The 21,287-nt window shown below is 70.2% G+C and carries 20 protein-coding genes; 7 read left to right on the forward strand and 13 right to left on the reverse strand.

Annotated features, from left to right (window positions below):
* Positions 1–229: 229 nt before the first annotated feature.
* Positions 230–496, forward strand: coding sequence for a BldC family transcriptional regulator (locus ACZ31C_RS02705; RefSeq protein WP_350697461.1), 267 nt, complete (start codon positions 230–232; stop codon positions 494–496).
* Positions 497–525: 29 nt separating this feature from the next.
* On the opposite strand, the gene ACZ31C_RS02710 is transcribed toward ACZ31C_RS02705, so the two are convergent.
* A complete protein-coding gene (locus tag ACZ31C_RS02710; protein WP_465793900.1) occupies positions 526–1,155 on the reverse strand; it encodes a UbiX family flavin prenyltransferase in 630 nt (209 codons plus the stop codon).
* Positions 1,156–1,330: 175 nt separating this feature from the next.
* On the opposite strand from ACZ31C_RS02710, the gene ACZ31C_RS02715 reads away from it, so the two are divergent.
* Entirely contained in the window at positions 1,331–2,317 is a 987-nt protein-coding gene (locus ACZ31C_RS02715; RefSeq protein WP_465793901.1) for a terpene synthase family protein, read from the forward strand.
* Between the two features lie 84 nt (positions 2,318–2,401).
* On the opposite strand, the gene mqnP is transcribed toward ACZ31C_RS02715, so the two are convergent.
* Together mqnP and ACZ31C_RS02725 are read right to left on the reverse strand one after the other, a co-directional pair.
* Positions 2,402–3,316: a menaquinone biosynthesis prenyltransferase MqnP gene (gene mqnP / locus ACZ31C_RS02720; RefSeq protein WP_465793902.1), complete on the reverse strand. Its 915-nt coding sequence runs from the start codon at positions 3,314–3,316 to the stop codon at positions 2,402–2,404.
* Positions 3,316–4,776 (reverse strand): menaquinone biosynthesis decarboxylase, encoded by a 1,461-nt coding sequence (locus ACZ31C_RS02725; RefSeq protein ID WP_396741206.1) that lies wholly within the window; start codon positions 4,774–4,776, stop codon positions 3,316–3,318. Before ACZ31C_RS02725 ends, mqnP begins: the two co-directional genes overlap by 1 nt.
* A 223-nt stretch (positions 4,777–4,999) precedes the next feature.
* Between ACZ31C_RS02725 and ACZ31C_RS02730 the strand changes: the two genes are divergently transcribed.
* Entirely contained in the window at positions 5,000–6,412 is a 1,413-nt protein-coding gene (locus ACZ31C_RS02730; protein WP_465793903.1) for a COG1361 family protein, read from the forward strand.
* Positions 6,413–6,577: 165 nt separating this feature from the next.
* Complete coding sequence (locus tag ACZ31C_RS02735; RefSeq protein WP_465793904.1) at positions 6,578–7,462, forward strand: transglutaminase-like domain-containing protein; 885 nt, start codon at positions 6,578–6,580, stop codon at positions 7,460–7,462.
* A 62-nt stretch (positions 7,463–7,524) separates the two neighbouring features.
* Here the strand turns inward: ACZ31C_RS02735 and ACZ31C_RS02740 are convergent, their stop codons facing one another.
* Both ACZ31C_RS02740 and ACZ31C_RS02745 read right to left on the reverse strand, forming a co-directional pair.
* The gene (locus ACZ31C_RS02740; RefSeq protein WP_465793905.1) at positions 7,525–7,716 is read right to left on the reverse strand and encodes a DUF397 domain-containing protein; all 192 of its coding nucleotides are present in this window, start codon (positions 7,714–7,716) and stop codon (positions 7,525–7,527) included.
* Positions 7,704–8,495, reverse strand: a complete 792-nt coding sequence (locus ACZ31C_RS02745; protein WP_465793906.1) for a helix-turn-helix domain-containing protein — start codon at positions 8,493–8,495, stop codon at positions 7,704–7,706. Before ACZ31C_RS02745 ends, ACZ31C_RS02740 begins: the two co-directional genes overlap by 13 nt.
* A gap of 402 nt (positions 8,496–8,897) precedes the next feature.
* Between ACZ31C_RS02745 and ACZ31C_RS02750 the strand changes: the two genes are divergently transcribed.
* Together ACZ31C_RS02750 and ACZ31C_RS02755 are read left to right on the forward strand one after the other, a co-directional pair.
* Positions 8,898–9,182, forward strand: a complete 285-nt coding sequence (locus ACZ31C_RS02750) for a hypothetical protein (RefSeq protein ID WP_465793907.1) — start codon at positions 8,898–8,900, stop codon at positions 9,180–9,182.
* Between the two features lie 149 nt (positions 9,183–9,331).
* On the forward strand, positions 9,332–9,547 hold the full coding sequence (locus ACZ31C_RS02755; protein ID WP_396741215.1) for a hypothetical protein: 216 nt from the start codon (positions 9,332–9,334) through the stop codon (positions 9,545–9,547).
* A 65-nt stretch (positions 9,548–9,612) separates the two neighbouring features.
* Here ACZ31C_RS02755 and ccsB read toward each other — a convergent pair whose 3' ends face one another.
* The 6 genes from ccsB to hemL are packed head-to-tail and all read right to left on the reverse strand — an operon-like array spanning position 9,613 to position 15,764.
* Positions 9,613–10,659, reverse strand: a complete 1,047-nt coding sequence (ccsB, locus tag ACZ31C_RS02760; RefSeq protein ID WP_465793908.1) for a c-type cytochrome biogenesis protein CcsB — start codon at positions 10,657–10,659, stop codon at positions 9,613–9,615.
* Positions 10,659–12,338, reverse strand: coding sequence for a cytochrome c biogenesis protein ResB (gene resB, locus ACZ31C_RS02765; protein ID WP_465793909.1), 1,680 nt, complete (start codon positions 12,336–12,338; stop codon positions 10,659–10,661). The genes ccsB and resB overlap by 1 nt, the downstream gene beginning before the upstream one ends.
* Complete coding sequence (locus ACZ31C_RS02770; RefSeq protein WP_465793910.1) at positions 12,338–13,198, reverse strand: cytochrome c biogenesis CcdA family protein; 861 nt, start codon at positions 13,196–13,198, stop codon at positions 12,338–12,340. The genes resB and ACZ31C_RS02770 overlap by 1 nt, the downstream gene beginning before the upstream one ends.
* Complete coding sequence (locus ACZ31C_RS02775; RefSeq protein ID WP_465793911.1) at positions 13,198–13,776, reverse strand: TlpA family protein disulfide reductase; 579 nt, start codon at positions 13,774–13,776, stop codon at positions 13,198–13,200. The genes ACZ31C_RS02770 and ACZ31C_RS02775 overlap by 1 nt, the downstream gene beginning before the upstream one ends.
* A gap of 1 nt (position 13,777) precedes the next feature.
* Entirely contained in the window at positions 13,778–14,425 is a 648-nt protein-coding gene (locus ACZ31C_RS02780; RefSeq protein WP_131053678.1) for a histidine phosphatase family protein, read from the reverse strand.
* A 4-nt stretch (positions 14,426–14,429) separates the two neighbouring features.
* Entirely contained in the window at positions 14,430–15,764 is a 1,335-nt protein-coding gene (gene hemL, locus ACZ31C_RS02785; protein WP_396741224.1) for a glutamate-1-semialdehyde 2,1-aminomutase, read from the reverse strand.
* A gap of 139 nt (positions 15,765–15,903) precedes the next feature.
* On the opposite strand from hemL, the gene ACZ31C_RS02790 reads away from it, so the two are divergent.
* Positions 15,904–16,239, forward strand: a complete 336-nt coding sequence (locus tag ACZ31C_RS02790; protein WP_396741226.1) for an STAS domain-containing protein — start codon at positions 15,904–15,906, stop codon at positions 16,237–16,239.
* A gap of 102 nt (positions 16,240–16,341) precedes the next feature.
* Here ACZ31C_RS02790 and ACZ31C_RS02795 read toward each other — a convergent pair whose 3' ends face one another.
* Together ACZ31C_RS02795 and ACZ31C_RS02800 are read right to left on the reverse strand one after the other, a co-directional pair.
* Positions 16,342–16,902, reverse strand: a complete 561-nt coding sequence (locus tag ACZ31C_RS02795) for a two-component system response regulator (RefSeq protein ID WP_396741228.1) — start codon at positions 16,900–16,902, stop codon at positions 16,342–16,344.
* Positions 16,899–21,269, reverse strand: coding sequence for a hybrid sensor histidine kinase/response regulator (locus ACZ31C_RS02800; protein WP_396741516.1), 4,371 nt, complete (start codon positions 21,267–21,269; stop codon positions 16,899–16,901). Before ACZ31C_RS02800 ends, ACZ31C_RS02795 begins: the two co-directional genes overlap by 4 nt.
* Positions 21,270–21,287 lie beyond the last annotated feature (18 nt).

The raw sequence follows: 21,287 nt of genomic DNA on the forward strand, positions 1-21,287 counted from the left end.
CCGGTATCCGTTGGGCATGGCAGTGGGTGACAGTTCGCATACCCAGGGTCCGAAGGGCGTGCCGCCGGTAGCATTTACTAACTTCTCACTCAGTGCGTTTTTCGCGTTTGGCGGACAGGCCAGTTCGCTGGTGCTGTAATTGCCATACGTCCCTCATGACGGCTCTGGGCTCGCACCGGCCGGGGGCAGTGTGTTCAGCCGGGGGCTTCGTCGACGCGAGGAGGGGGCTGTGGACACTGGAGATCGCCTGCTGACACCGGGTGAGGTCGCCGCGCTGTTTCGGGTAGACCCGAAGACCGTGACGCGATGGGCGGCAGCGGGCCGGATCGGCAGTATCCGGACTCCAGGAGGGCACCGCCGGTTTCGGGAATCCGAGGTGCGGGCCCTGCTTGAAGGGGAGGGCATGCTGGAAGAGGCGGACGAGATGGGCAGACCACGCAACAACGGCCCAGCCGCCTCGACCGGCTCAGGTCCGGCCAACGCCGGCATGTACTGAGTGGTGCGGGTCAGGACGCGGACCGGTCGTCAGGTCCGGTCCGCGTTCAACTTCCCCGCCCACCTGCGGAACAGGGTGTGCGGTACGCCGAGGGCGTCGAGCACCTTCCCGGCCACGAAGTCCACGAGCTGGGCCGCCGAGGCGGCGGCTCCCGCACCGTAGAAGCCGGGGCTGGCCGGCAGCACCACCGCACCGGCGTCGTGCAACGCGATCAGGTGTTCCAGGTGGCTACGGGTCACCGGGGTCTCCCGGGGCACCACCACGACCCGTCGACGCTCCTTGAGGTTGACCTCGGCGGCGCGCTGCAACAGGTCCTTGGACAGCCCGATGGCGATGCCGGCGCAGGCGGCCGTGCTGGCGGGCACCACGGCCATGCCACGCACCGGGTACGAGCCGCTGCTCGGCCCGGCCGCCAGGTCACCGGCCGGCCAGTGCCGAACGTCCGCGCCATCCAGGTCGCGACCGAGCCAGGCGCCCAGGTCGTCGGCCCAGTGGGCGTCCCGGAACGATCTGCCGGTCTCGTCCAGCACGGTCAGTCGGGCGGCCCGGGAGACGATCAGGTCCACCGACTCCCCGGCGTCGAGCAGCCCGCGGACGACTGCGGCCGCGTACGGCGTGCCGGAGGCCCCGGAGACGCCGACCACCCATGGTTTACGCATCCCTCAAGCCTGCCTGGTCACCGTCGACGCCGGTGCGGCACCCCCAGGACCTGCCCTGATCCGGCAGCAGAGAGGCGTTACGCCACCGATGTCCGATCGGCGTGCGGGGGCCATCGCGACCTGGCATGCTGCCTGGTGCCGCACGCGGTACGGCACCTCAGGGGGAGGGATCGGGATGAGTCGGTACGTCCTGCCCTCACTGCGGGACGCCTGTCCGATCCCGTCCCGGCTGTCGCCGTACTCCGACGACGTGCAGGAGTGGTTGATCCACTGGTTGCCGCAGACCGGGCTGACGGTGGACCCGACAACCGCCAGGCTGCTGGCCGGGGCCCGCTTCGCCCGCTACGCCGGCCGGCTCTATCCGGACGCCGACGAGCCCGACCTGCGCGTACTCACCGCGCTGTTCACCTGGTTCTTCCTGGTCGACGACGCCTGCGACAAGCCCGACCGGTTCACCCTCGCCGAGATCCGTGGGCTGCGCGACGGCGTACTCGCGGTGCTGCGCGGGCAGACCCGGTCACCGCAGACCGGGTTGGCCGGGCCGATGCGCCGGCTGCTGGTGACCGCCTGGCGGGAGCCGCGCCGCCGAATGCCGGCCCCCTGGCGGGCACGATTCGCCGACGCGGTCGCCCACCACCTCGACGGGACCTGGCAGGAGGCGGCCAACAAGGCCGACGGTCACCGGCCCGGCGTCGCCGAGTACGTCGAGCTGCGCCGCGCCACCTCGGCCGCGTACGTGTCGTATCCGCTGGTGGAGTTCGTCACCGGTCGGCCCCTGCCCGACGCGGTCTACCACCACCCGGCGCTGAGCCGGTTCCGGGACCTCGGCAACGACCTGCTGTCCTGGTACAACGACCTCGCCTCGCTGGAGCGCGACGAGGCCACGGCCGGTGGGCACAACCTGGTGCTGGCGACCGCCGCCGAACACCGGCTGTCCCGGGAGGCCGCGATCGAGTCGGTGACCCGGCGCTGGCACGAGACGATGCGGGAGTTCGTCGACCAGCGATCCCGGGTGCAGTCGTTCGGTCCGGCGCTGGACGAGGCCGTCACCGCCCATCTCGACGGGGTGTCGCGGGCCGTGCGCGGCACCATCGACTGGACGCTGGAGAGCACCCGCTACGCGGGTAAGGAAGGGCCCCTTACTAACGCCTCCGGTAGATGAAGGGTCCCTTCCTAACACCCCGAACCCCCACCCGAGCCCAGCCGGCACCCACGCACGGCAGTGCGACGGGGCGCGCGGCCGGGGTCAGGGACGCAGGCCGAGCCGGACGACCAGGTCGAGCACGGCGAAGGCGAACAGGGCGATGCCGACGAAACCGTTGGCGGTGAAGAAGGCCCGGTTGACCCGGCTCAGGTCGGTCGGCGTGACCACCAGGTGCTGGTAGCCGAAGGCGACCGCGGTCATCAGCAGACCGATCCACCAGAGCCAGCCGAAGCCGACCAGCACGCCGAACCATCCGAAAAGCGCGAACGTCACCACGTGCGAGACCGTGGAGGCGTGCAGCGCGAAGCGCAGGCCGTACCGGGCCGGCACGCTGTGCACGCCGATCTCGCGGTCCACCTCGGCGTCCTGGCAGGCGTAGATCAGGTCGAAGCCGCCGATCCACAGGCCGACGGCCGCGCCGAGCAGCCAGGCCGGCCCGGAGCCGGCGAAGGTGCCGGTGACCGCCAGCCAGGCGCCGATCGGGCCGACCGCCTGGGCGAGCGCCAGGATGGCGTGCGGCCAGTTGGTGAACCGCTTGCCGTACGGGTAGACCACCAACGGCACCACGGCCAGCGGCGCGAGCACCAGACAGAGCGGGTTGAGCAGGGCGGCGGCAGCCAGGAAGACCACCAGGGCGACGCCCGCGCCGGTCCAGGCCGTCCGCAGACTCACCGCCCCGGTGACCAGTTCCCGGTTGGCGGTACGCGGGTTCCGCGCGTCGATCCGGCGGTCCAGGATGCGGTTCGCGGCCATCGCGAACGTCCGTGCCCCGACCATCGCCACGGTGATCAGCAGCAGGTCGAGCCACCGCACCCGACCACCGTTGACCTGCATCGCGGTCAACGCCGACAGGTACGCGAACGGCAACGCGAACACCGAGTGCTCGATCGCCACGAGCTTGAGGAAGGACTTCACGCGCCCCGGGCGTTCGGCCGGCTCCACGGCGGTGGTCGCCATCAGATGCCGTACTCCTTCCAACGCTTGTCGACCAGCGAGACGACCTCGGGCGACATGGTCATCTCCTCCGGCCAACCCCGGGTGTAGCCCTCGGTGGGCAGCTTGCGGGTGGCGTCGATGCCCGCCTTGCCGCCCCAGAACTGCTGGTACGAGGAGTGGTCCAGGTGGTCCACCGGCCCCTCGGTGAGCAGCAGGTCGCGGGCGTAGTCGACGTTGCCGAAGGCGCGGAAGGCGACCTCGCGGTAGTCGTGCACGTCGCAGTCCTCGTCCACGATCACGATCAGCTTGGTCAGCGACATCATGTGCGCGCCCCAGATCGCGTTCATCACCTTCTGGGCGTGCTTCGGGTACCGCTTGCGGATCGACACGATCGCGCAGTTGTGGAAGACCCCGGCGGCCGGCAGGTCGTAGTCGACGATGTCCGGGATGAGGAAGCGCAACAGCGGCGCGAAGATCCGCTCGGTGGCCTTGCCGAGACCGTGGTCCTCCTGCGGCGGCTTCGAGGTGACGATCGTGTGGTAGACCGGGTCACGCTGCATGGTCATCGCCTCGACGTGCAGCACCGGGAACGGCTCGACCGGGGTGTAGAAGCCGGTGTGGTCGCCGAACGGCCCCTCCGGCAGGCGCTCGCCCGGCTCCAGGTAGCCCTCCAGCACCACCTGGGCGTGCGCCGGCACCTGCAACGGCACGGTCAGGCAGTCGACCATCTCCACCCGCTCGCCGCGCAGGAACCCGGCGAACAGGTATTCGTCGATGTCGGCGGGGAGCGGCGCGCTGGACGCGTAGCTGACCACCGGGTCACAGCCGATGGCGATGGCGACCGGCAGCCGCTGGCCGAGTCGCTCGGCGACGGCGTGGTGCGCGGTGGAGTTCTTGTGGATCTGCCAGTGCATGCCCACCGTGTTGTGGCTGTGCTGCTGGAGCCGGTAGAGGCCGAGGTTGCGCTTGCCGGTCTCCGGGTGCTTGGTGTGGGTCAGCCCGAAGTTGTGGAAGATCCCGCCGTCGCCCGGCCACACCTGGAGCCCCGGCAGCCGGTTCAGGTCGACGTCGTCACCGCGGTAGACCACCTGCTGACACGGGGCGGTCTTGACCTTTTTGGGCGGCATCGACTTGAGCTGCATCACCTTGCCCAGGCCGCCCATCATGCCGGAGAAGCCCATCGGCAGTTCCGGCTTGAGCATCTCGCCGATCCGGTTGCCGATCTCGTCCAGCGACTCGACGCCGAGCGCCATCGCGGTGCGCTTCTCGGTGCCGAAGAGGTTGATCGCCACCGGCATCTCGCCCCGGGTGGGCCGCTCGAAGAGCAACGCCGGCCCGTCCGCCCGCACGGTCCGCGTGACGACCTCGCTGATCTCCAGCGTCGGGTCGATGGGTACGCCGACGCGCCGTAGCTCGCCCGCGCGCTCCAGCGCCGCCAGGAAGTCCTTCAGATCGGTGTACGGGAACCCACGAGCCGCCATGCAGCAAGTCTGTCCTACGCGCCGTCGTCGTGCCCACGCCGGGTACCCGCCCGTGCTGTGGCACGTCCCACCCTCGGCCGGTCCGGACAGGTCGGCTCTCGGGCGGAGATCACGTCGCACGGGGCGTCGTGTGTCGTACCGCGCATCTAAGCTCATGGTTCCCGAACGGCCCCGCCCACGGTGGCGTTGGTGTGCTTTTGGGTCCCTCCACGCAAGGAGTCACATGCGATCTGCGCGACGCCCGCACGCCCGTGCGGGACGAGCCGCCGTGGTGTTGGCGGTCACCGCCTCACTCGTGGCGCTCGGTGCTCCGGCCCAGGCCGAGACCGGGTCCGGTTGGTTCCAGGCCCAGCTCGACGATGTCGTGATCGGTGCGGCCGGCGCCCCCGGCAAGGCCAAGCCGCTCTACGTGTACGCCCAGGACGCGGTGAATCCACGGGTCGTCGTCGACCTGACCGGCCTGCTCGGCGTGGCTTCCGCCGAGTTTCCCGCCTGGTGCGCCACTTCGGGATCCCAGGTCACCTGCCCGCTGCCACCGGACGTCGACCCGGACGCAAGCCTCCAAATCGGCAGCATCCCGGTGTTGTTCCGGCCCCTGGCCGGTGCCTCCTTGGGCGACAGCGCCACCGTGTCGTACCGAGCGGTGGCCGACAACGCCGATCCCTTCGTCGCCACGGCGACGGTGTCCGTCGGTGACGGCGCGGACCTGGTCAACCTGGGCGACGGGCGGGTCGACACGGCTGCGGTCGGTGATCTGTTGTCCGCGCCGATCCGGCTCACGAACGTCGGCAACCGGACCAGCAGAGGAGTCCGGATCACCTTCACCCTCTCCTCGGGGTTGACGCCGTCAACCTGGTCCAACTGCTGGTACGCCCCGCTCGCCGGTCACCGCACCTCGGTCGTCTGCGACCTGAACGCACGGGTCCGCCCGGGAGCGACGATGGAGGTGTCCGGCGGCTTCGGGTTCGAGATCGGCGGCTCGGCGTACGCCGGGGAGAGCCTCGACCAGTTCGTCGAGCCGCTGGCCGGTGCTGCGGCGCTGCCGACGCAACTCGGCTACCAACGCCGGGAGGGCGGCACCGAGCTGAGGCTGCGGCCCAGCCGGACCACGTCCGCAGCGGCCCGCACCCTGACGAAGGAGATCGATCCGAGCGACAACTGGGCCTCCTTCTACGTCGACAACGTGCCGAACAGCCTGGACCTGGCCGCCCTGGCGGAGCCGGTCGTCGGTCCGGTCGGCGGCTCGACCATCCTGCGCGCCGGGGTCCGGAACAACGGCGCGGGAGACCTCGACGACTTCCGCAGCGGCGCGGGCGAGGTGGCACCGTTCTACGTCCGGGTGCCGTCCGGGGTGACCGTGGAGTCCGTGCCCGACCGTTGTGTCGCGCTCTACGAGTCGGAGGACGGCTGGTACAGCGGCGATCCGCAACCCGGTGCCTCCTGGTACCGCTGCGCGGTACCCGGCTCGGTGTTCGCCGCCGGTGAGACCCATCAGGTCGACTTCGGGGTCCGGATCACCTCCGTGGGTGGTGCGGCCGGCGCGGTGAGCCTAAACATGCCCGGGCCGTACCCCTCCTGGTGGGACGACGACCGGGACAACGACGAGGTCACGGTCGTCGTCCAGGTTCAGTCCTGATCGTGGCCGGTTCGGGATGGTGACCGGGGCTGGTCCCGCCCATCCCGGACCGGTCACCTCTGCCTGGTCGAGCCCTTTCGAGCTGATCGCAAAATGGATCGTGACGGGTCACCGCGAGTCGGCGAATCTTGCCACTCTTGTCTCCCACCCATCCCAGGAGGCCGGATGCACCACGAACCGACGACCCTCTCCCGGTACGCGCGGCCGGGGCGGCTGACCTCCGCCGGGGCGTACGCCGGACTCCTCGACGCGGTGCCGACGGACCCGGCGGCGATCGCCCGGACGATCCAGGGACTGGTGATCCACGAGCACATAGCCGGGGCGTACGGCGTCGCCCTCTCCGACACCGACCGGCGCAGCGTGCACGTGCGGCCCGCCACCGAACTGCTCGCCGGCATCGTGACCCGGGACGACCGGCCGCTGGACGTCCCCCGGCAGCCCGAGCACCGGGTGGCGGGCAACTGCCGGCACTACAGCGTCCTCCTGGTCACCGTGCTGCGGGCTCGTGGCGTGCCGGCCCGCGCCCGCTGCGGCTTCGGCGACTACCTGGCGCAGGGGCGGTACGAGGACCACTGGGTCGGCGAGTACTGGAACGCGGAGCAGCGTCGTTGGATCATGGTCGACGCCCAGCTCGACGAGTTCCAACGAGAGCTGTTCGACATCGACTTCGACGTCATGGACGTACCGCAGGATCGGTTCCTGGTCGCCGGTGAGGCGTGGACACGGTGCCGTGCGGGCCGCGCCGACCCGGACACCTTCGGGCTCAGCGTGACCGACGAGGCCGGCTGGTGGTGGATCGCCGGCAACCTGATGCGGGACGCCGCTGCGCTGGGCACGGTGGAACTGCTGCCCTGGGACATGTGGGGTGCGATGCCGGAGCCGGAGGAGACGATCGACGAGGAGCGGATGGCGCTCTTCGACGAGCTGGCCCGACTCACCCTCGATCCCGACGGGAATGCGGACGAGTTGCGGCGACTCTGCACGGATGAGCGGCTACGCGTCCCGCCCACCGTCCGCAACGACCTGCGGCACCGCGACGAACCGGTCTGACCTCTCCGGCATGTCCGAGGGCGGCCGGTGGTCGATTCGCCCCACGGGCGATGGACGGCAGGTCAGTGGCGGCAGGCCAGCGCCACGAACGCGCGCCAGGCGGCCGGGCCGAAGATCAGCACCTCGCCGTCACGGTCCTTGCTGTCGCGTACGGCGACCACGCCGGGCAGGTTGTCGGCCACCTCGACGCAATCACCACCGTTGGTGCTGCTCCGGGTGCTGGTGCGCCACCGGGCACCGGTCAGCTCCGCCATGACTCCGCCACCTCCGTCAACAACTCGATCGACTGCCGGGGCGGCAGCGCCTCGCCCTGGATCGCCTCCCAGGACGCCCGGATCGCCAGCACGTCCTCGGTGTCGTCGATGACCTGACCCTTGAGTTGGTCATCCAGGTAGGCGACGTCCTCCCCACCGGGAAGGGTAGCCAGCACGAAGGCCCCGGCGACACCTGGATACGCGCCGACCGAGGTGGGCACCACGTGCAGCCGCACCCGGGGGTGTTCGGTGGCCAGCTTGACCAGGCGGCGCAACTGCTCTCGCATCACCAGCGGGCCGCCGACCGGGCGACGCAGCACGTGTTCGTCGAGCACCGCGACGAGCTGCGGCGGTCGCTCGCCGGTCAGCACCGCCTGCCGCTCCAGCCGGGCCGATGCCCGCTGCTCCACCTCCGCCTCGTCGTAGAGCCCGACGCTGCGGAACAACGCGCGGGCGTACGCCGAGGTCTGCAACAGTCCCGGCACCACCGTGTTCTGGAACGAGCGCAGCACGGTCGCCTGCCGCTCGTTGGCCTCCCACTCCCGCATCCACTGTGGCGACCCGAGCCGGACCAGCATTCGGGCGAACGCGCCGCCGGTGTCGAGGGCGGTGTCCGCCAGCTCCCAGAAGTCCGGCGGCGGTTTGCGCGCCTCCGTCTCGACCATGGCCACCGTCGACGGCGAATAGTTGATCGCCCGGGCCAGGTCCTCCTGGGTCATCTTCCGCGCCGCCCGCATGTGCCGCAGCTCGTCGATCAATACGCGCGACCGCTCGTCCATCCCCACGTCTCCTCACCAGCGCGTTCCGCGATCCTCACGACCCTCACCGGCGACCCCGCCCGACGCACAGGGCGACCGGATGCCTTCCGACAGTAGTCGCCTCCTCACCAGACTGTCCCCATCGGAACCGTCCGGATCCGACCCGAAAGGACGGGCGGAACCGAGGCGAGGCCGTCCGGCACGTCGGCGACGGACGGCCCCGCTTCCACCCGCGAGCGAGGCCCGCGTCCGCCCCGGCAAGCCACAGAGCGACCCGGCGGACCCGCGTCCTCGACGGAGCCGGTCCCGCGTCCACCCGGACCGGCCCCGATCCCGCCCTGCTACGGACGGCCCCGCTTCCGCCGCCGGCAAGCCGGAACGCGGCAGCCGGCCTCCACGTGATACCCGTGAAGGGAGACGCAGATGAGTTCGGTGCCGCACGTCCACGTACCGCTCCGGCCGCTCTGGCTGTGCCGGGCCTGCGGTATGCCGTGGCCCTGCGCGACCGCCCGGCTCACCCTGCTGGCCGACTACCGGGAGAGCCGCGTCGCCCTGTCGATCTACCTGGCCGGGATGCTGTACGACGCCGTGGACGACCTGTATCGACTCGATCCACACAACGTGCCGAAGCCCGCGTCGCTACACGAACGCTTCCTCGGCTGGGCCGCCCCGCGCACACCCCGTCCGCCCGAAACCTCAGCCCCTTGAGCCCACGACGCGTCGACGTTTGAGACCTTGGACAGTTGCCGTTCATAGATAACGGAAACTGTCCAAGATCTCCTCGGCGGAGGCAGAGCACGGGCGGGATACTTCGCAGGTGCTGGGGCGGCGGGCGTCGGGGACGGCAGGATTGGCGCATGTCGGACGCGTACGTCGTCGGTGACCCGGACGGGTTGTCGCCGCTGCTCACCAGTCTCCGCGACGCGATCGCCCGGGAGCTGCACGCGCAGTTGGCGATGCGTGCCGAGCGCATCGAACTGGCCGACGTGCCGGAGATCGCCTACCAGATCACGTTGCGCGTCGACGAGACCCTGAGCCGCCCCGCTAGGAACTGGCAGCCGTTCGAGATCTGAGCGGTCCACCCGAAATGTAGAACTACAGTTATAAGAAGTGTAGTTCTACATCCTGGGTTCTGTCCTCACAGACCACCGTAGGAGTGCAGGCCCTCGAAGAAGATGTTCACGCCGAAGAGGTTCATCATCACCGTCAGGAAGCCGAGGATGGCCAGCCAGGCGGCCACGTTGCGCTTCACGCTCGGCGTCGCGCGGGCGTGCAGGTAACCGGCGTAGATCACCCAGGAGATGAACGACCAGGTCTCCTTCGGATCCCAGCCCCACGGCCGACCCCAGGCTGCCTCGGCCCAGATCGCCCCGGCGATCACCGCGAAGGTGAACAGCGGGAACGCGAAGGCGTGCAGAACGAAGGTAAGCCGCTCCAGACTGGCCGCCGCCGGCAACTTCTTCGCCAGCGTGTACGGGAAACTGCGCTTGCCGCGTTCGTAGCCGGCCCGCATCAGGTACGTCGCGGCCGGCACCGAGCCCAGCAGGAACAGTCCCGAGGCGAAGACGACGGTCGACACGTGCACGATGAACCAGTACGAGTTGAGCGCCGGCACCAGCGGCACGATCGGGGTGTAGAGCACCAGCTCGGCGGTGGCCACCAGCAGCACCATGACCAGGGTCAGGAACAGCCCGAGGCGGCGCAGCGACGGCACCTTCCAGAGCACCACCAGCCAGGCGGAGACGCCGATGAACGAGACCGTGAGCACGAACTCGTACATGTTGCCCCAGGGCATCCGCTCGGCGGCGATACCGCGGGTGACCAGCCCGACCAGGTGCAGGGCCGCGCCCACGGCGGTGAGGGCCACCGCGATCCACCCGGCGAGTGCGGCCCGCCGCGCGGTGCGCTCGGCAGGGGTACGTGCCGTATCGCCGCCGGTCCCGGCCACACCGTCGGCCGTACCCGTCGAACCGCCGTCCTCGGCCGCCCCCGTCGCGCTGCCGCTGCCCGCCGCGCCCGTCGCGCCGGAACTGCCGCCGACCGCCGCGCCGACCAGCTCACGGGCCGGGGCTGCCGCCACCTTGACCCTCGAGTTGCCGAGGGCGTACTCGACCGCGTGGCTGATCATGGCCAGCAGGTACACCAGGGTGGCGATCGACACCACCTGGTCGGAGAGTGCGGACATCACTCGGCTCCTTCTCGCGCCCCGGCCCGCTCGTCCGGGTCGATGGCCTCGCCGGTCCGCCGGTCGTCGCCGATCGCGGCGACCAGTTGGCTGAACTCGGCGGCGAACCCCGGATGTTCGGTCCGGGGCAGGCCAGCCACCTCGACCAAGCTACTACCGTCCGTCGGAGATCCACTGTCGGGGGGCCCGGAAGCGGCGGACCCGACACCGGTGGGCACAGCACCGGCGGGCAGCACCCGGACGAAGATCCGGCGTCGCCGGACGAACAGCGACCCCATCAGCCCGAGCACCAGCCCGACGGAGCTGACCAGCAGCAGCATCGTGCCCGGGTCATGCCGTACGGACAGCACGATGTAACGCTCGGTGCCCACGAACTCGACCGTGGTGCCGTCGTCGAGCGTCCAGCTCTCGCCCTTGCGCAGCTCCTTGGAGCCGACCTCGGCGAGTCGACCGTTGCGGATCTGCCGCTGGTCGAGCTGGTAGACCGAGCCGGGGATGCCGCCGTCGAGGCCCAGGTTGCCCCGGTAGGCGATCAGGCCGAGCAGCGGATTCTGCTCCGTCGGGTACTCGGAGCGGGTGAACGGCGGCTCCTGCGGCGCGGTCGGCAGGTACAGGCCGGAGAAGGCCATCTGGAGGTTCGCGTTCCGCTCGCCGGTCGCCGGATCGACGTTGGCGTCCGGGAAGGCCGCCAGCCCCTCGCCGGTCAGACCCATGTCACCGGTGGTGAGGAACGGCACCACGCTGGTCTGCGTGCCGCCGAACCGGTCGGTGTAGCGGATCACCGGAGCGTAGCCGTGGCCCAGCAGGTAGACGTTCGCGCCGTCCAGGCGCAGCGGCGAGTTGACCGAGAACTCGGCCGCCCGGGGTGCGCCGCCGTCCTCGTCCACGGTGACCTTGGCGTTGAAGTGCGAGGGCTGGCCGCTGGGCAGGAACTCAGCCTCGAACTCGTCGAGCTGCATGCAGAACCGGGGCAGGTCGTCGCCGACGCGCGGGCCGAGTTTCGCCTCGGCGTACTGCTGGCGGGTGTTGCAGAAGACACCGTCCGGGCCGGAGACGAGCAGCCGGTTGCCGTGCCAGCCGTACCAGGAACCGAGCGCGACACCGATCAGCAGCAGCACCATCGCGCTGTGGAAGATCAGGTTGCCGGTCTCCTTGAGGTAGCCCTTCTCGGCGGAGATCTCGTCGCCGCGTACCGTCACCCGCCACCGGCGGCGGCGCAGGGTCTCGGCGACCGCGGCCGCGCCACCGGCGGGCGCCGGCACCACCGCGTGCTGGGGCAACCGCTCCAACCGCTTCGGTACGGCCGGCGGCCTGGCCCGCATTGCCCGGACGTGATCGCGCAGCCGGGGCGTGATGCACCCGATCAGCGAGGTGAACAGCAGCAGATAGATCGCCGAGAACCAGACCGAGCTGAACGCCTCGAACGCGCCGATCCGGTCCAGCACCGGAGCGAGCTGCGGGTTCGCGGTGTAGAAGTCCCGGACGTCCTCCGGGTTGACGCCGCGCTGCGGCAGCACCGAACCCGGAATGGCGGCGATCGCGAGCAGGAAGAGCAACACCAGCGCGGTACGCATGCTGGTCAGCTGCCGCCACGAGTTGCGCAGCAGAGCGAGCAGCGCGTTGGGGCGGCGCCGGGGTGACTCGGCCGGAGCGGCCGGCCGGTCGTCCACCGCGGTCATCAGATGCTCACCTCGAAATCACCCACCCCGACGGTGGTCTGCAACCAGATCACGACGTTGGTCCACCCGCCGGTGAGCAGGGCCAGCCCGATCAGGATCAGCAGTACGCCGCCGATCCGGGTGACCCAGCGGCTGTGCCGCCGGATCGTGCGGAAGACCCCGAGCAGGCGGTTGAAGCCGAGCCCGAAGACGATGAACGGTATGCCCAGTCCGAGGCAGTACGCCACCGCGAGCACCACCGCGCGGTCGGTCTGCCCGCTGGTGGTGGCCATGCCGAGCACCGCGGCCAGCGTCGGGCCGGTGCACGGGACCCAGCTCAGGGCGAACACCGCGCCGAGGACGGGTGCGCCGAGCAGGCCGGCGTTCGGCAGGCGGTTGATCCGGAACTCGCGTTGGAAGCCGGGCAGCGCTCCGAGGTAGCCCAGCCCGAGCACCACGATCAGCGCGCCGACGACGATCTCCAGCGCCCGCTCGTAGTCGAAGAAGACCCGGCCGATGCTGCTGAACAGGATCGCGGTGGCGGTGAACACCACGGTGAAGCCGGCGATGAAGAGCAGGGTCCCGGCGAGTACGCGCCCCTTGACCGCCGGGCTGACCCGGGTGCGCTCCCGCAGCGCCGTACCCCCGCCCGGGGTGTTAGGAGGGGACCCCTCCTCTACACCAGGCGTTAGTACGGGGCCCTTCCTTACATCTCGGCCCTCCAGGTCGGCGCCGGCCAGGCCGGTCACGTACGACAGGTAGCCCGGCATCAGCGGCAGCACGCACGGGGAGAGGAAGCTGACCAGCCCGGCCAGTGCCGCCGCGCCGATCGCCAGCAGCAGCGGCCCCGAGACGGCGAGCTGACCGAACGTCTCGCCCATCAGCGCGGGCCGGACGCCGCGGCGGACTCGGCGGCGATCCGCTCGACGATGGGTTGCAAGCCCTCCTGGCGTACCGCCGCCCGGATCACGGTCGCGATCCGGCCCTCCCGGTCCAGGACCACGGTCGCGGGGATGGTGTTCGGCGGGATGTCCAGGTCGAGGGCGAGGCGGCTGCCCGGGTCGAAGATGCTCGGGTAGCTGATCCCGAAGCCCTCCTCGAAGGCGATCGCCTTGTCCCGGCTGTCCTGCACGTTGATGCCGAGGAAGGTCACCCCGGAGTCCTTGGTCGCCTGGTAGGTGTTCTCCAGGTCGTCGGCCTCGGCCCGGCACGGCGCGCACCAGGAGCCCCAGAAGTTGACCACGACGACCTGGCCCCGCTGCTGCGTCACGTCGTAGGAACCGCCGTCGAGCAGCTCACCGGCGAGACGGGGCGCGTCGGAACGTTGGTCCGGGGCGCATTCCACGATGCCGCCCGTGTTGTCGCAGGCCGCCTCCCGGCCACCGCTGGTGCAGCCGCTCAACACCGCCGTGGCGGTCACGGCGGCGAGCAGGCCCAGGGCCCACCTACGGGCACCCATCTCAGGCCCCCTTGGCCGTCCGCGCGGTCGGTGAGATCGCCACCAGGTGCGCGGCCGGCTCGGAGTAGCCGATCCCGACGATCTTGGCACCGTCGAAGTGGAACGTGGTCAGCGAGGCCAGCCCGCACTGCCGACGTCGCGGGTCGTGCCAGAGCCGCTTGCGCTCGACGTGCCGACGCAGCGTCCAGATCGGGAGCTGGTGCGAGACCAGGACGGCCTCCCGCCCCTCGGCGGCGACCCGGGCGGCGTGCAGCGCGGCGAACATCCGCTCGGCGATCACCCGGTACGCCTCTCCCCAGGAGGGGGTCACCGGGTCGCGCAGCACCCACCAGTTGCGCGGGTCACGGAAGGAGCCGTCACCGGGAGAGACCTTCTTGCCCTCGAACCAGTTGGCGCTCTCGATGAGCCGTTCGTCGACTCCGACGGGGAGCCCGAACTGGGCGGCGATCGGTTCGGCGGTCTGCTGGGCCCGTTCCAGCGGGCTGGCCACCACGTGCACGACCTCGCGTTCGGCGAGCCCCTGCGCGGCGGCCTTGGCCATCTGGACACCCAGCTCACTGAGGCGGAACCCGGGCAGCCGGCCGTAGAGGATGCCGTCCGGGTTGTACACCTCGCCGTGCCGAAGCACGTGGACCACCGTCTTACTCACTGGTTTACACCCCTGTCGTCGCTGCCGCCGCGTTGGCCGCCACCGGCAGGGCGGCGGCGATCTGTTCCAGGGCGGCGTCGTCGATCGCCGCCGACACGAACCAGGACTCGAACGCGCTCGGCGGCAGGTAGACCCCGGCCGCGAGCATCGCGTGGAAGAACGCCTTGAACGCGGGCACCTGCTGGGTGCGGGCGCTGTCGTAGTCCACCACGTCGGCGTCCGTGAAGAAGATCGAGAACATGTTGCCGGCGTACGACAGCCGGTGCGGCACCCCGGCGGCGGCCAGCGCGTCGGCGGCGAGCTTGCCCACCACGGCGGCGGTGTCGTCCAGCCGGCGGTACAGCGCGTCGTCGGCCAGCCGCAGCGTGGTGAGACCGGCGGCGCAGGCCAGCGGGTTACCGGAGAGGGTGCCGGCCTGGTAGACCGGCCCGGCCGGAGCCAGTCGCGACATGATCTCCGCGCGCCCGCCGAACGCCGCCGCAGGCAGCCCACCACCCATGACCTTGCCGTACGTCCACAGGTCCGCGTCGACCGGATCGAGGCCGTACCAGCCGGAGCGGGAGACCCGGAACCCGGTCATCACCTCGTCGACGATGAGCAGCGCGCCGTTGGCGTGCGCGATCCGCGCCAACTGGCCGTTGAAGTCGTCCCGGGGTGCCACCACACCCATGTTGCCCGGCGCCGCCTCGGTGATCACGGCGGCGATGTGCTCGCCCTCGGCGGCGAACGCCTCCTGCACCGCGGCGAGGTCGTTGTACGGCAGCACGATCGTCTCGCTCGCCGCCGCGCCGGTCACACCGGGCGAGTCGGGCAGCCCGAGGGTGGCCACGCCGGAGCCGGCCGCAGCCAGCAGCGCGTCCACGTGCCCGTGGTAGCAACCGGCGAACTTGATGATCTTGGAGCGTCCGGTGTATCCCCGAGCCAGCCGGATCGCCGACATGGTCGCCTCGGTGCCCGAGTTGACCAGGCGTACCTGCTCGACCGGCGTCCGCGCGACGATCTCGGCGGCCAGGTCGACCTCGCCCGGGGTGGGGGTGCCGAAGCTGGTGCCCTGCGCGGCGGCGGCCTGCACGGCCGCGACCACCTCGGGATGGGCGTGGCCGAGGATCAGCGGGCCCCAGGAGCAGACCAGGTCGACGTAGCGTCGCCCGTCCGCGTCGTGGAGCCACGGTCCCTCGCCACGGACCATGAAGCGTGGTGTGCCGCCGACCGCTCGGAAGGCGCGCACGGGGGAGTTCACCCCGCCCGGCACGATGGCGCGGGCGCGGTCGAACAGGGCCTCTGAGGCCGGCGCGTCGACCGGATAACGGTCGGTTCCGGCGGGAAACACCTCGGTCACGATGCCGCCATTGTGTCAGCGCCCGACGGCGGATCGGCAGGCACCCCGGATCAGGGTTATCCGGCTCACCTGCGGCACGCTGGGTGGAGGCGGTTCGCCTCGACAGGCCGGGTGCCCGAGATCGCGATAGGCTGACCCGGTGGATCGTGCCGAACTGTCCATCACCGTACACCGGACTGGCGACGAAGCGGTGCTTCGCCTAGCCGGTGAGATCGACATGCTCACGGCCGCCCAGCTGTCGACCGTCGTCAACGAAGTGCTCACCGAACCCCCGCCTCGGATCGTGCTCGATCTCGGCGGGGTCACCTTCTGCGACTCGCAGGGGTTGGGGACGCTCGTGGTCCTCAGCCGCAAGGCCAGCCACGCGCAGAGCCTGCTCCTGCTGAGCAACGTGGGCGAGTTCCTGATACGCGTACTCGACATCACGGGCCTGCGCAGCGCCCTGATGATCCGTAACGACGCCCCTACCAGCTGAGCCACCGCTCAACCCGGTCCCGACCACGGACCGCCGGGTCGATCGTGACGCTGTCGTGGACCACCGGGCGGCAGTCCACGGCGACGTCACGATCGGGCGGTGTCAGGAGCTGGTCCCCCAGCGGGCCTGTTCCAGGACGGCGACGGCGCGGGCCACCGCGTCCGGGTCCTTGTCCGCGCTCCGCAGCAGGGTGCTCGCCTCGTCCACCGCGTCGGTCAGCAGCCGCCACTGGGCGTCGCGCTCCCGCACCATCTCGGACTGCGCGGCCAACTGCCGGGTCTTCGTCCACAGCTCCACGAAGACCGAGACCTTGGCCCGCAGCACCCACGGGTCGAAGGGCTTGGTCAGGTAGTCCACCGCGCCGACCGCGTAGCCGCGCAGCGCCAGTTGGGCGTCGCGGTCTGCGGCGGTCAGGAAGATGATCGGTACGTGCCGGGTCCGCTCCCGCCGCTTGATGTGACTGGCCGTCTCGAAGCCGTCCATGTCCGGCATCTGGGCGTCCAGCAGGATCACCGCGAAGTCGTCCACCAACAACTGCTTCAGCGCCGCCTCGCCGCTCTCCACCGCGACCGTCTGCACCGGCAGACCCTGGAGGATCGCCTCCAGGGCCATCAGGTTCTCCCGGCGGTCATCGACCAGCAGCGCCTTCGCCACCTGCGTCACGAGCCCTCCTCGGTGCGGCTGCCACTGATACAGCTGGTCATCAATTCGATCAACTCGTCCAGGTCGACCGGCTTGGTGATGTAGTCGCTGGCCCCGGCCGCGATCGCCGATTCCCGGTCACCGGGCATCGCCTTGGCGGTCAGGAAGACGATCGGCAGGTCCACGAAGCGGTGGTTCCGACGGATCTGCCGGGTCGTCTCGTACCCGTCCTGGTCGGGCATCATCGCGTCCATCAGGACGATGTCCACCTCCGGGTGCTCCGCCAACAGGCGCACCCCGTCGGTGCCGTTGTCGGCGTACAGGACGGTCATGCCGTGCAGTTCGAGCGCGCTGGTCAGGGCGAAGACGTTACGGACGTCGTCGTCGACGATCAGCACGGTGGCACCGTCGAGCTGCCGGGTCTTGGGTGCCTCCGGCCGCTGCGGCAGCAGCTCCACCGGCGGCATCAGCAGCGACGACGGCAGGCCGGCCCGCTGTGGCGAGGGTGGCGACGGCGCCACCACCGCGTCCGGCGCCAGCACGTCGGGTAGATAGAGCGTGAACGTCGAGCCCTGGCCCGGTGCCGAGGTGACGGTGATCGTGCCGCCGATCAGGCGGGCCAGGTCCCGGCTGATCGACAGCCCCAGGCCGGTGCCGCCATAGCGACGGCTGGTGGTGCCGTCCGCCTGCTGGAACGCCTCGAAGATCAGCGACAGCTTGTCGTCGGAGATGCCGATGCCGGTGTCGATCACCGTGAACGCGAGCACCTGCCGGGCGTTGGTCAGCGCCGGCACGTCGAACACCGCGTGCTCCGGGGCACGTGCGATGCGCAGCGTCACCGCGCCGTTGTCGGTGAACTTGACCGCGTTCGAGAGCAGGTTGCGCAGGATCTGCTGGAGCCGCTGGGCGTCGGTGACCACCGCCGCCGGCAGGTCCTTGCCGACGCGTACCTGGAAGTCCAGGCCCTTCTCGTCGGCCTGCGGCGCGAACGCCTGCTCCACGTAGTTGCGGATCTCCGCGAACCGGATCTCGGTCGGCTCGACGTCCATCCGACCCGCTTCGATCTTGGACAGGTCGAGGATGTCGTCGATCAGCGAGAGCAGGTCGGACCCGGCCCCGTGGATGGTCCGGGCGAACTCGATCTGCTTCGGGCTGAGGTTCTGCTCCGAGTTCTCGGCGAGCAGCCGGGCCAGGAGCAGCAGCGAGTTCAACGGCGTACGCAGCTCGTGGCTCATGTTCGCCAGGAACTCCGACTTGTACGCCGAGGCCCGGGTGAGCTGCTGCGCCTTCTCCTCCAGACCGAGCCGGGCAAGTTCGATCTCCCGGTTCTTGGTCTCGATGTTGCCCTTCTGCTCGGAGAGCAGCGTCGCCTTCTCCTCCAACTCGGCGTTGGTGCGCTGCAACTCCGCCGACTGCTCCTGCAACTCGTGGGCCAGCCGCTGCGACTGGGCCAGCAACTCCTCGGTACGCCGGTTCGCCTGGATGGTGTTGACCGCGATGCCGATGGTGGAGACCAGCCGCTCCAGGAACGCCAGGTGCAGTTCGGAGAAGGGGGTGACGGTGGCGAACTCGATCACGCCGAGCAGTTCGCCCTCGAAGAGGACGGGCAGCACTACCAGGTCCGCCGGCGGGGTGTCGGCCAGACCGGAGCGGAGCGTGATGCGGCCGTCCGGCACCGCGCCGACCCGGATCGTGCGCCGGGAGATCGCTGCCTGGCCGACGAGTCCCTCACCGGGCCCGAAGGTCACGTCATGTCCCCGGGACACATAGCCGTACGAGGCGGTCAGCCGCAGCCGCATCACCCCTTCGGAGTTGTCCGCCAGGAAGAACGCGCCGAGCTGCGCGTCGACCAGCGGGGTCACCTCCTGCATGATCATGCGGCAGACCTCGCCGAGGTCGCGCTGGCCCTGCAACAAACCACCGATGCGGGCCAGGTTGGAGTCGAGCCAGCCCTGCTCCGCGTTCTTGTGAGTGGTCTCCCGCAGGGTGACGATCATCTGGTTGATGTTGTCCTTGAGCTCGGCGACCTCGCCCTGTGCCTCGACGGTGATCCGCTGGGTCAGGTCGCCACGGGTCACCGAGGTGGAGACCCGGGCGATGGCGCGGAGCTGGGTGGTCAGCGTCGAGGCGAGCTGGTTGACGTTCTCGGTCAGGTCCCGCCAGGTGCCGGAGACCCCCTTCACCTGCGCCTGACCGCCGAGTTTGCCCTCGCTGCCGACCTCGCGGGCCACCCGGGTCACCTCGTCGGCGAACGACGAGAGCTGGTCGACCATCGTGTTGACCGTCGACTTCAACTCCAGGATCTCGCCCTGCGCGTCGACGGTGATCTTCTGCGACAGGTCACCCTTGGCCACCGCCGTCGTCACCGACGCGATGTTCCGCACCTGACCGGTCAGGTTCGACGCCATCGAGTTCACGTTGTCCGTCAGGTCCCGCCAGGTGCCGGAAACGCCCTTCACCTCGGCCTGACCGCCGAGCTTGCCCTCGGTGCCCACCTCGCGGGCCACCCGGGTCACCTCGTCGGCGAACGACGAGAGCTGGTCGACCATCGTGTTCACGGTCGACTTCAACTCCAGGATCTCGCCCTGCGCGTCGACGGTGATCTTCTGCGACAGGTCGCCCTTGGCGACGGCGGTGGAGACCTGGGCGATGTTGCGGACCTGGGCGGTCAGGTTGGACGCCATCGAGTTGACGTTGTCGGTCAGGTCGCGCCAGGTGCCGGCGACGCCCTTCACCTGCGCCTGACCGCCGAGCTTGCCCTCGGTGCCCACCTCGCGGGCCACCCGGGTCACCTCGTCGGCGAACGACGAGAGCTGGTCCACCATCGTGTTCACGGTCGACTTCAACTCCAGGATCTCGCCCCGGGCATCCACCGTGATCTTCTGCGACAGGTCACCCTTGGCCACCGCCGTCGTCACCGACGCGATGTTCCGCACCTGACCGGTCAGGTTCGACGCCATCGAGTTCACGTTGTCCGTCAGGTCCCGCCAGGTGCCCGAAACGCCCTTGACCTCGGCCTGACCGCCGAGCTTGCCCTCCGTACCCACCTCACGGGCCACCCGCGTGACCTCGTCGGCGAACGACGACAACTGATCCACCATCGTGTTGACCGTCGACTTCAACTCCAGGATCTCGCCCCGGGCATCCACCGTGATCTTCTGCGACAGGTCACCCTTGGCCACCGCCGTGGACACCTGCGAGATGTTGCGGACCTGGCTGGTCAGGTTGCCGGCGAGCTGGTTGACGTTCTCGGTCAGGTCGCGCCAGGTGCCGGAGACACCGCGTACCTGGGCCTGACCGCCGAGCTTGCCCTCCGTACCCACCTCACGGGCCACCCGGGTGACCTCGTCGGCGAACGACGAGAGCTGGTCGACCATCGTGTTGACGGTGTCCTTGAGTTCCAGGATCTCGCCCTGGGCGGCCACCGTGATCTTCTGCGACAGGTCGCCCCGGGCCACCGCCGTGGAGACCTGGGCAATGTTGCGGACCTGGGCGGTCAGGTTCGACGCCATCGAGTTGACGCTGTCGGTCAGGTCCTTCCAGGTGCCGGCCACGCCGGGCACCTCCGCCTGACCGCCGAGCTTGCCCTCGGTGCCCACCTCGCGGGCCACCCGGGTCACCTGCTCGGCGAAGAGGCGCAGCGTGTCGGTGAGCGAGTTCATCGTGTCGGCCAGCGCCGCCACCTCGCCGCGTGCGCTGACCGTGATCTTCTGCGACAGGTCGCCCTTCGCCACCGCCGTCGCGACCTGGGAGATCGACCGCACCTGGCCGGTCAGGTTCGAGGCCATGGTGTTCACCGAGTCGGTGAGGTCCTTCCAGGTGCCGGCCACCCCGCGTACGTCGGCCTGGCCACCGAGCTTGCCCTCGGTGCCCACCTCCCGGGCGACCCGGGTCACCTCGTTGGAGAAGGACGAGAGCTGGTCGACCATGGTGTTGACCGTGCGGCCGATGCGCAGGTATTCACCGCGCAGTGGGCGACCGTCGATCTCCAGCGCCATGTGCTGGGAGAGGTCACCGTCGGCGACCGCCACGATGACCCGGGCGATCTCGGTGGTGGGTCGACCCAGGTCGTCGATCAACGAGTTGACCGCGCGCTGCCCCTCCGCCCAGGAGCCGTCCAGCCCCTCCTCGTCCAGGCGTTCGGTCAGCCGACCGTCGCGGCCCACGACCCGGCTGATCCGGCGCAGGTCCAGATGCTGCCGCTCCTGGAGCGACACCACGTCGTTGAAGGCGTCGGCCACCTCGCCGGCCGCTCCCGAACGTCGGGGCAGCCTGACCTTGAGATCGCCACCGCGGACCCGTCGCAGCGCCTCGGCCAGCTCGGTGAGGACCGCCTCGTGGTCGGCGGCGGAGGTGTCCGCGATCGCCGACTGTTTCGCCGTGGTCATCATTCCTCGCACTCGCAT

The organism is Micromonospora sp. NPDC023869 (assembly GCF_055559695.1).

What these genes read in the sequence shown, in the direction of transcription:
- ACZ31C_RS02710 (WP_465793900.1), bottom strand. Translation starts at nt 1,155, where the DNA reads ATGCGTAAACCATGGGTGGTCGGCGTCTCCGGGGCCTCCGGCACGCCG.
- ACZ31C_RS02715 (WP_465793901.1), top strand. Translation starts at nt 1,331, where the DNA reads ATGAGTCGGTACGTCCTGCCCTCACTGCGGGACGCCTGTCCGATCCCG.
- mqnP (WP_465793902.1), bottom strand. Translation starts at nt 3,316, where the DNA reads ATGGCGACCACCGCCGTGGAGCCGGCCGAACGCCCGGGGCGCGTGAAG.
- ACZ31C_RS02725 (WP_396741206.1), bottom strand. Translation starts at nt 4,776, where the DNA reads ATGGCGGCTCGTGGGTTCCCGTACACCGATCTGAAGGACTTCCTGGCG.
- ACZ31C_RS02730 (WP_465793903.1), top strand. Translation starts at nt 5,000, where the DNA reads ATGCGATCTGCGCGACGCCCGCACGCCCGTGCGGGACGAGCCGCCGTG.
- ACZ31C_RS02735 (WP_465793904.1), top strand. Translation starts at nt 6,578, where the DNA reads ATGCACCACGAACCGACGACCCTCTCCCGGTACGCGCGGCCGGGGCGG.
- ACZ31C_RS02740 (WP_465793905.1), bottom strand. Translation starts at nt 7,716, where the DNA reads ATGGCGGAGCTGACCGGTGCCCGGTGGCGCACCAGCACCCGGAGCAGC.
- ACZ31C_RS02745 (WP_465793906.1), bottom strand. Translation starts at nt 8,495, where the DNA reads ATGGACGAGCGGTCGCGCGTATTGATCGACGAGCTGCGGCACATGCGG.
- ACZ31C_RS02750 (WP_465793907.1), top strand. Translation starts at nt 8,898, where the DNA reads ATGAGTTCGGTGCCGCACGTCCACGTACCGCTCCGGCCGCTCTGGCTG.
- ACZ31C_RS02755 (WP_396741215.1), top strand. Translation starts at nt 9,332, where the DNA reads ATGTCGGACGCGTACGTCGTCGGTGACCCGGACGGGTTGTCGCCGCTG.
- ccsB (WP_465793908.1), bottom strand. Translation starts at nt 10,659, where the DNA reads ATGTCCGCACTCTCCGACCAGGTGGTGTCGATCGCCACCCTGGTGTAC.
- resB (WP_465793909.1), bottom strand. Translation starts at nt 12,338, where the DNA reads ATGACCGCGGTGGACGACCGGCCGGCCGCTCCGGCCGAGTCACCCCGG.
- ACZ31C_RS02770 (WP_465793910.1), bottom strand. Translation starts at nt 13,198, where the DNA reads ATGGGCGAGACGTTCGGTCAGCTCGCCGTCTCGGGGCCGCTGCTGCTG.
- ACZ31C_RS02775 (WP_465793911.1), bottom strand. Translation starts at nt 13,776, where the DNA reads ATGGGTGCCCGTAGGTGGGCCCTGGGCCTGCTCGCCGCCGTGACCGCC.
- ACZ31C_RS02800 (WP_396741516.1), bottom strand. Translation starts at nt 21,269, where the DNA reads ATGACCACGGCGAAACAGTCGGCGATCGCGGACACCTCCGCCGCCGAC.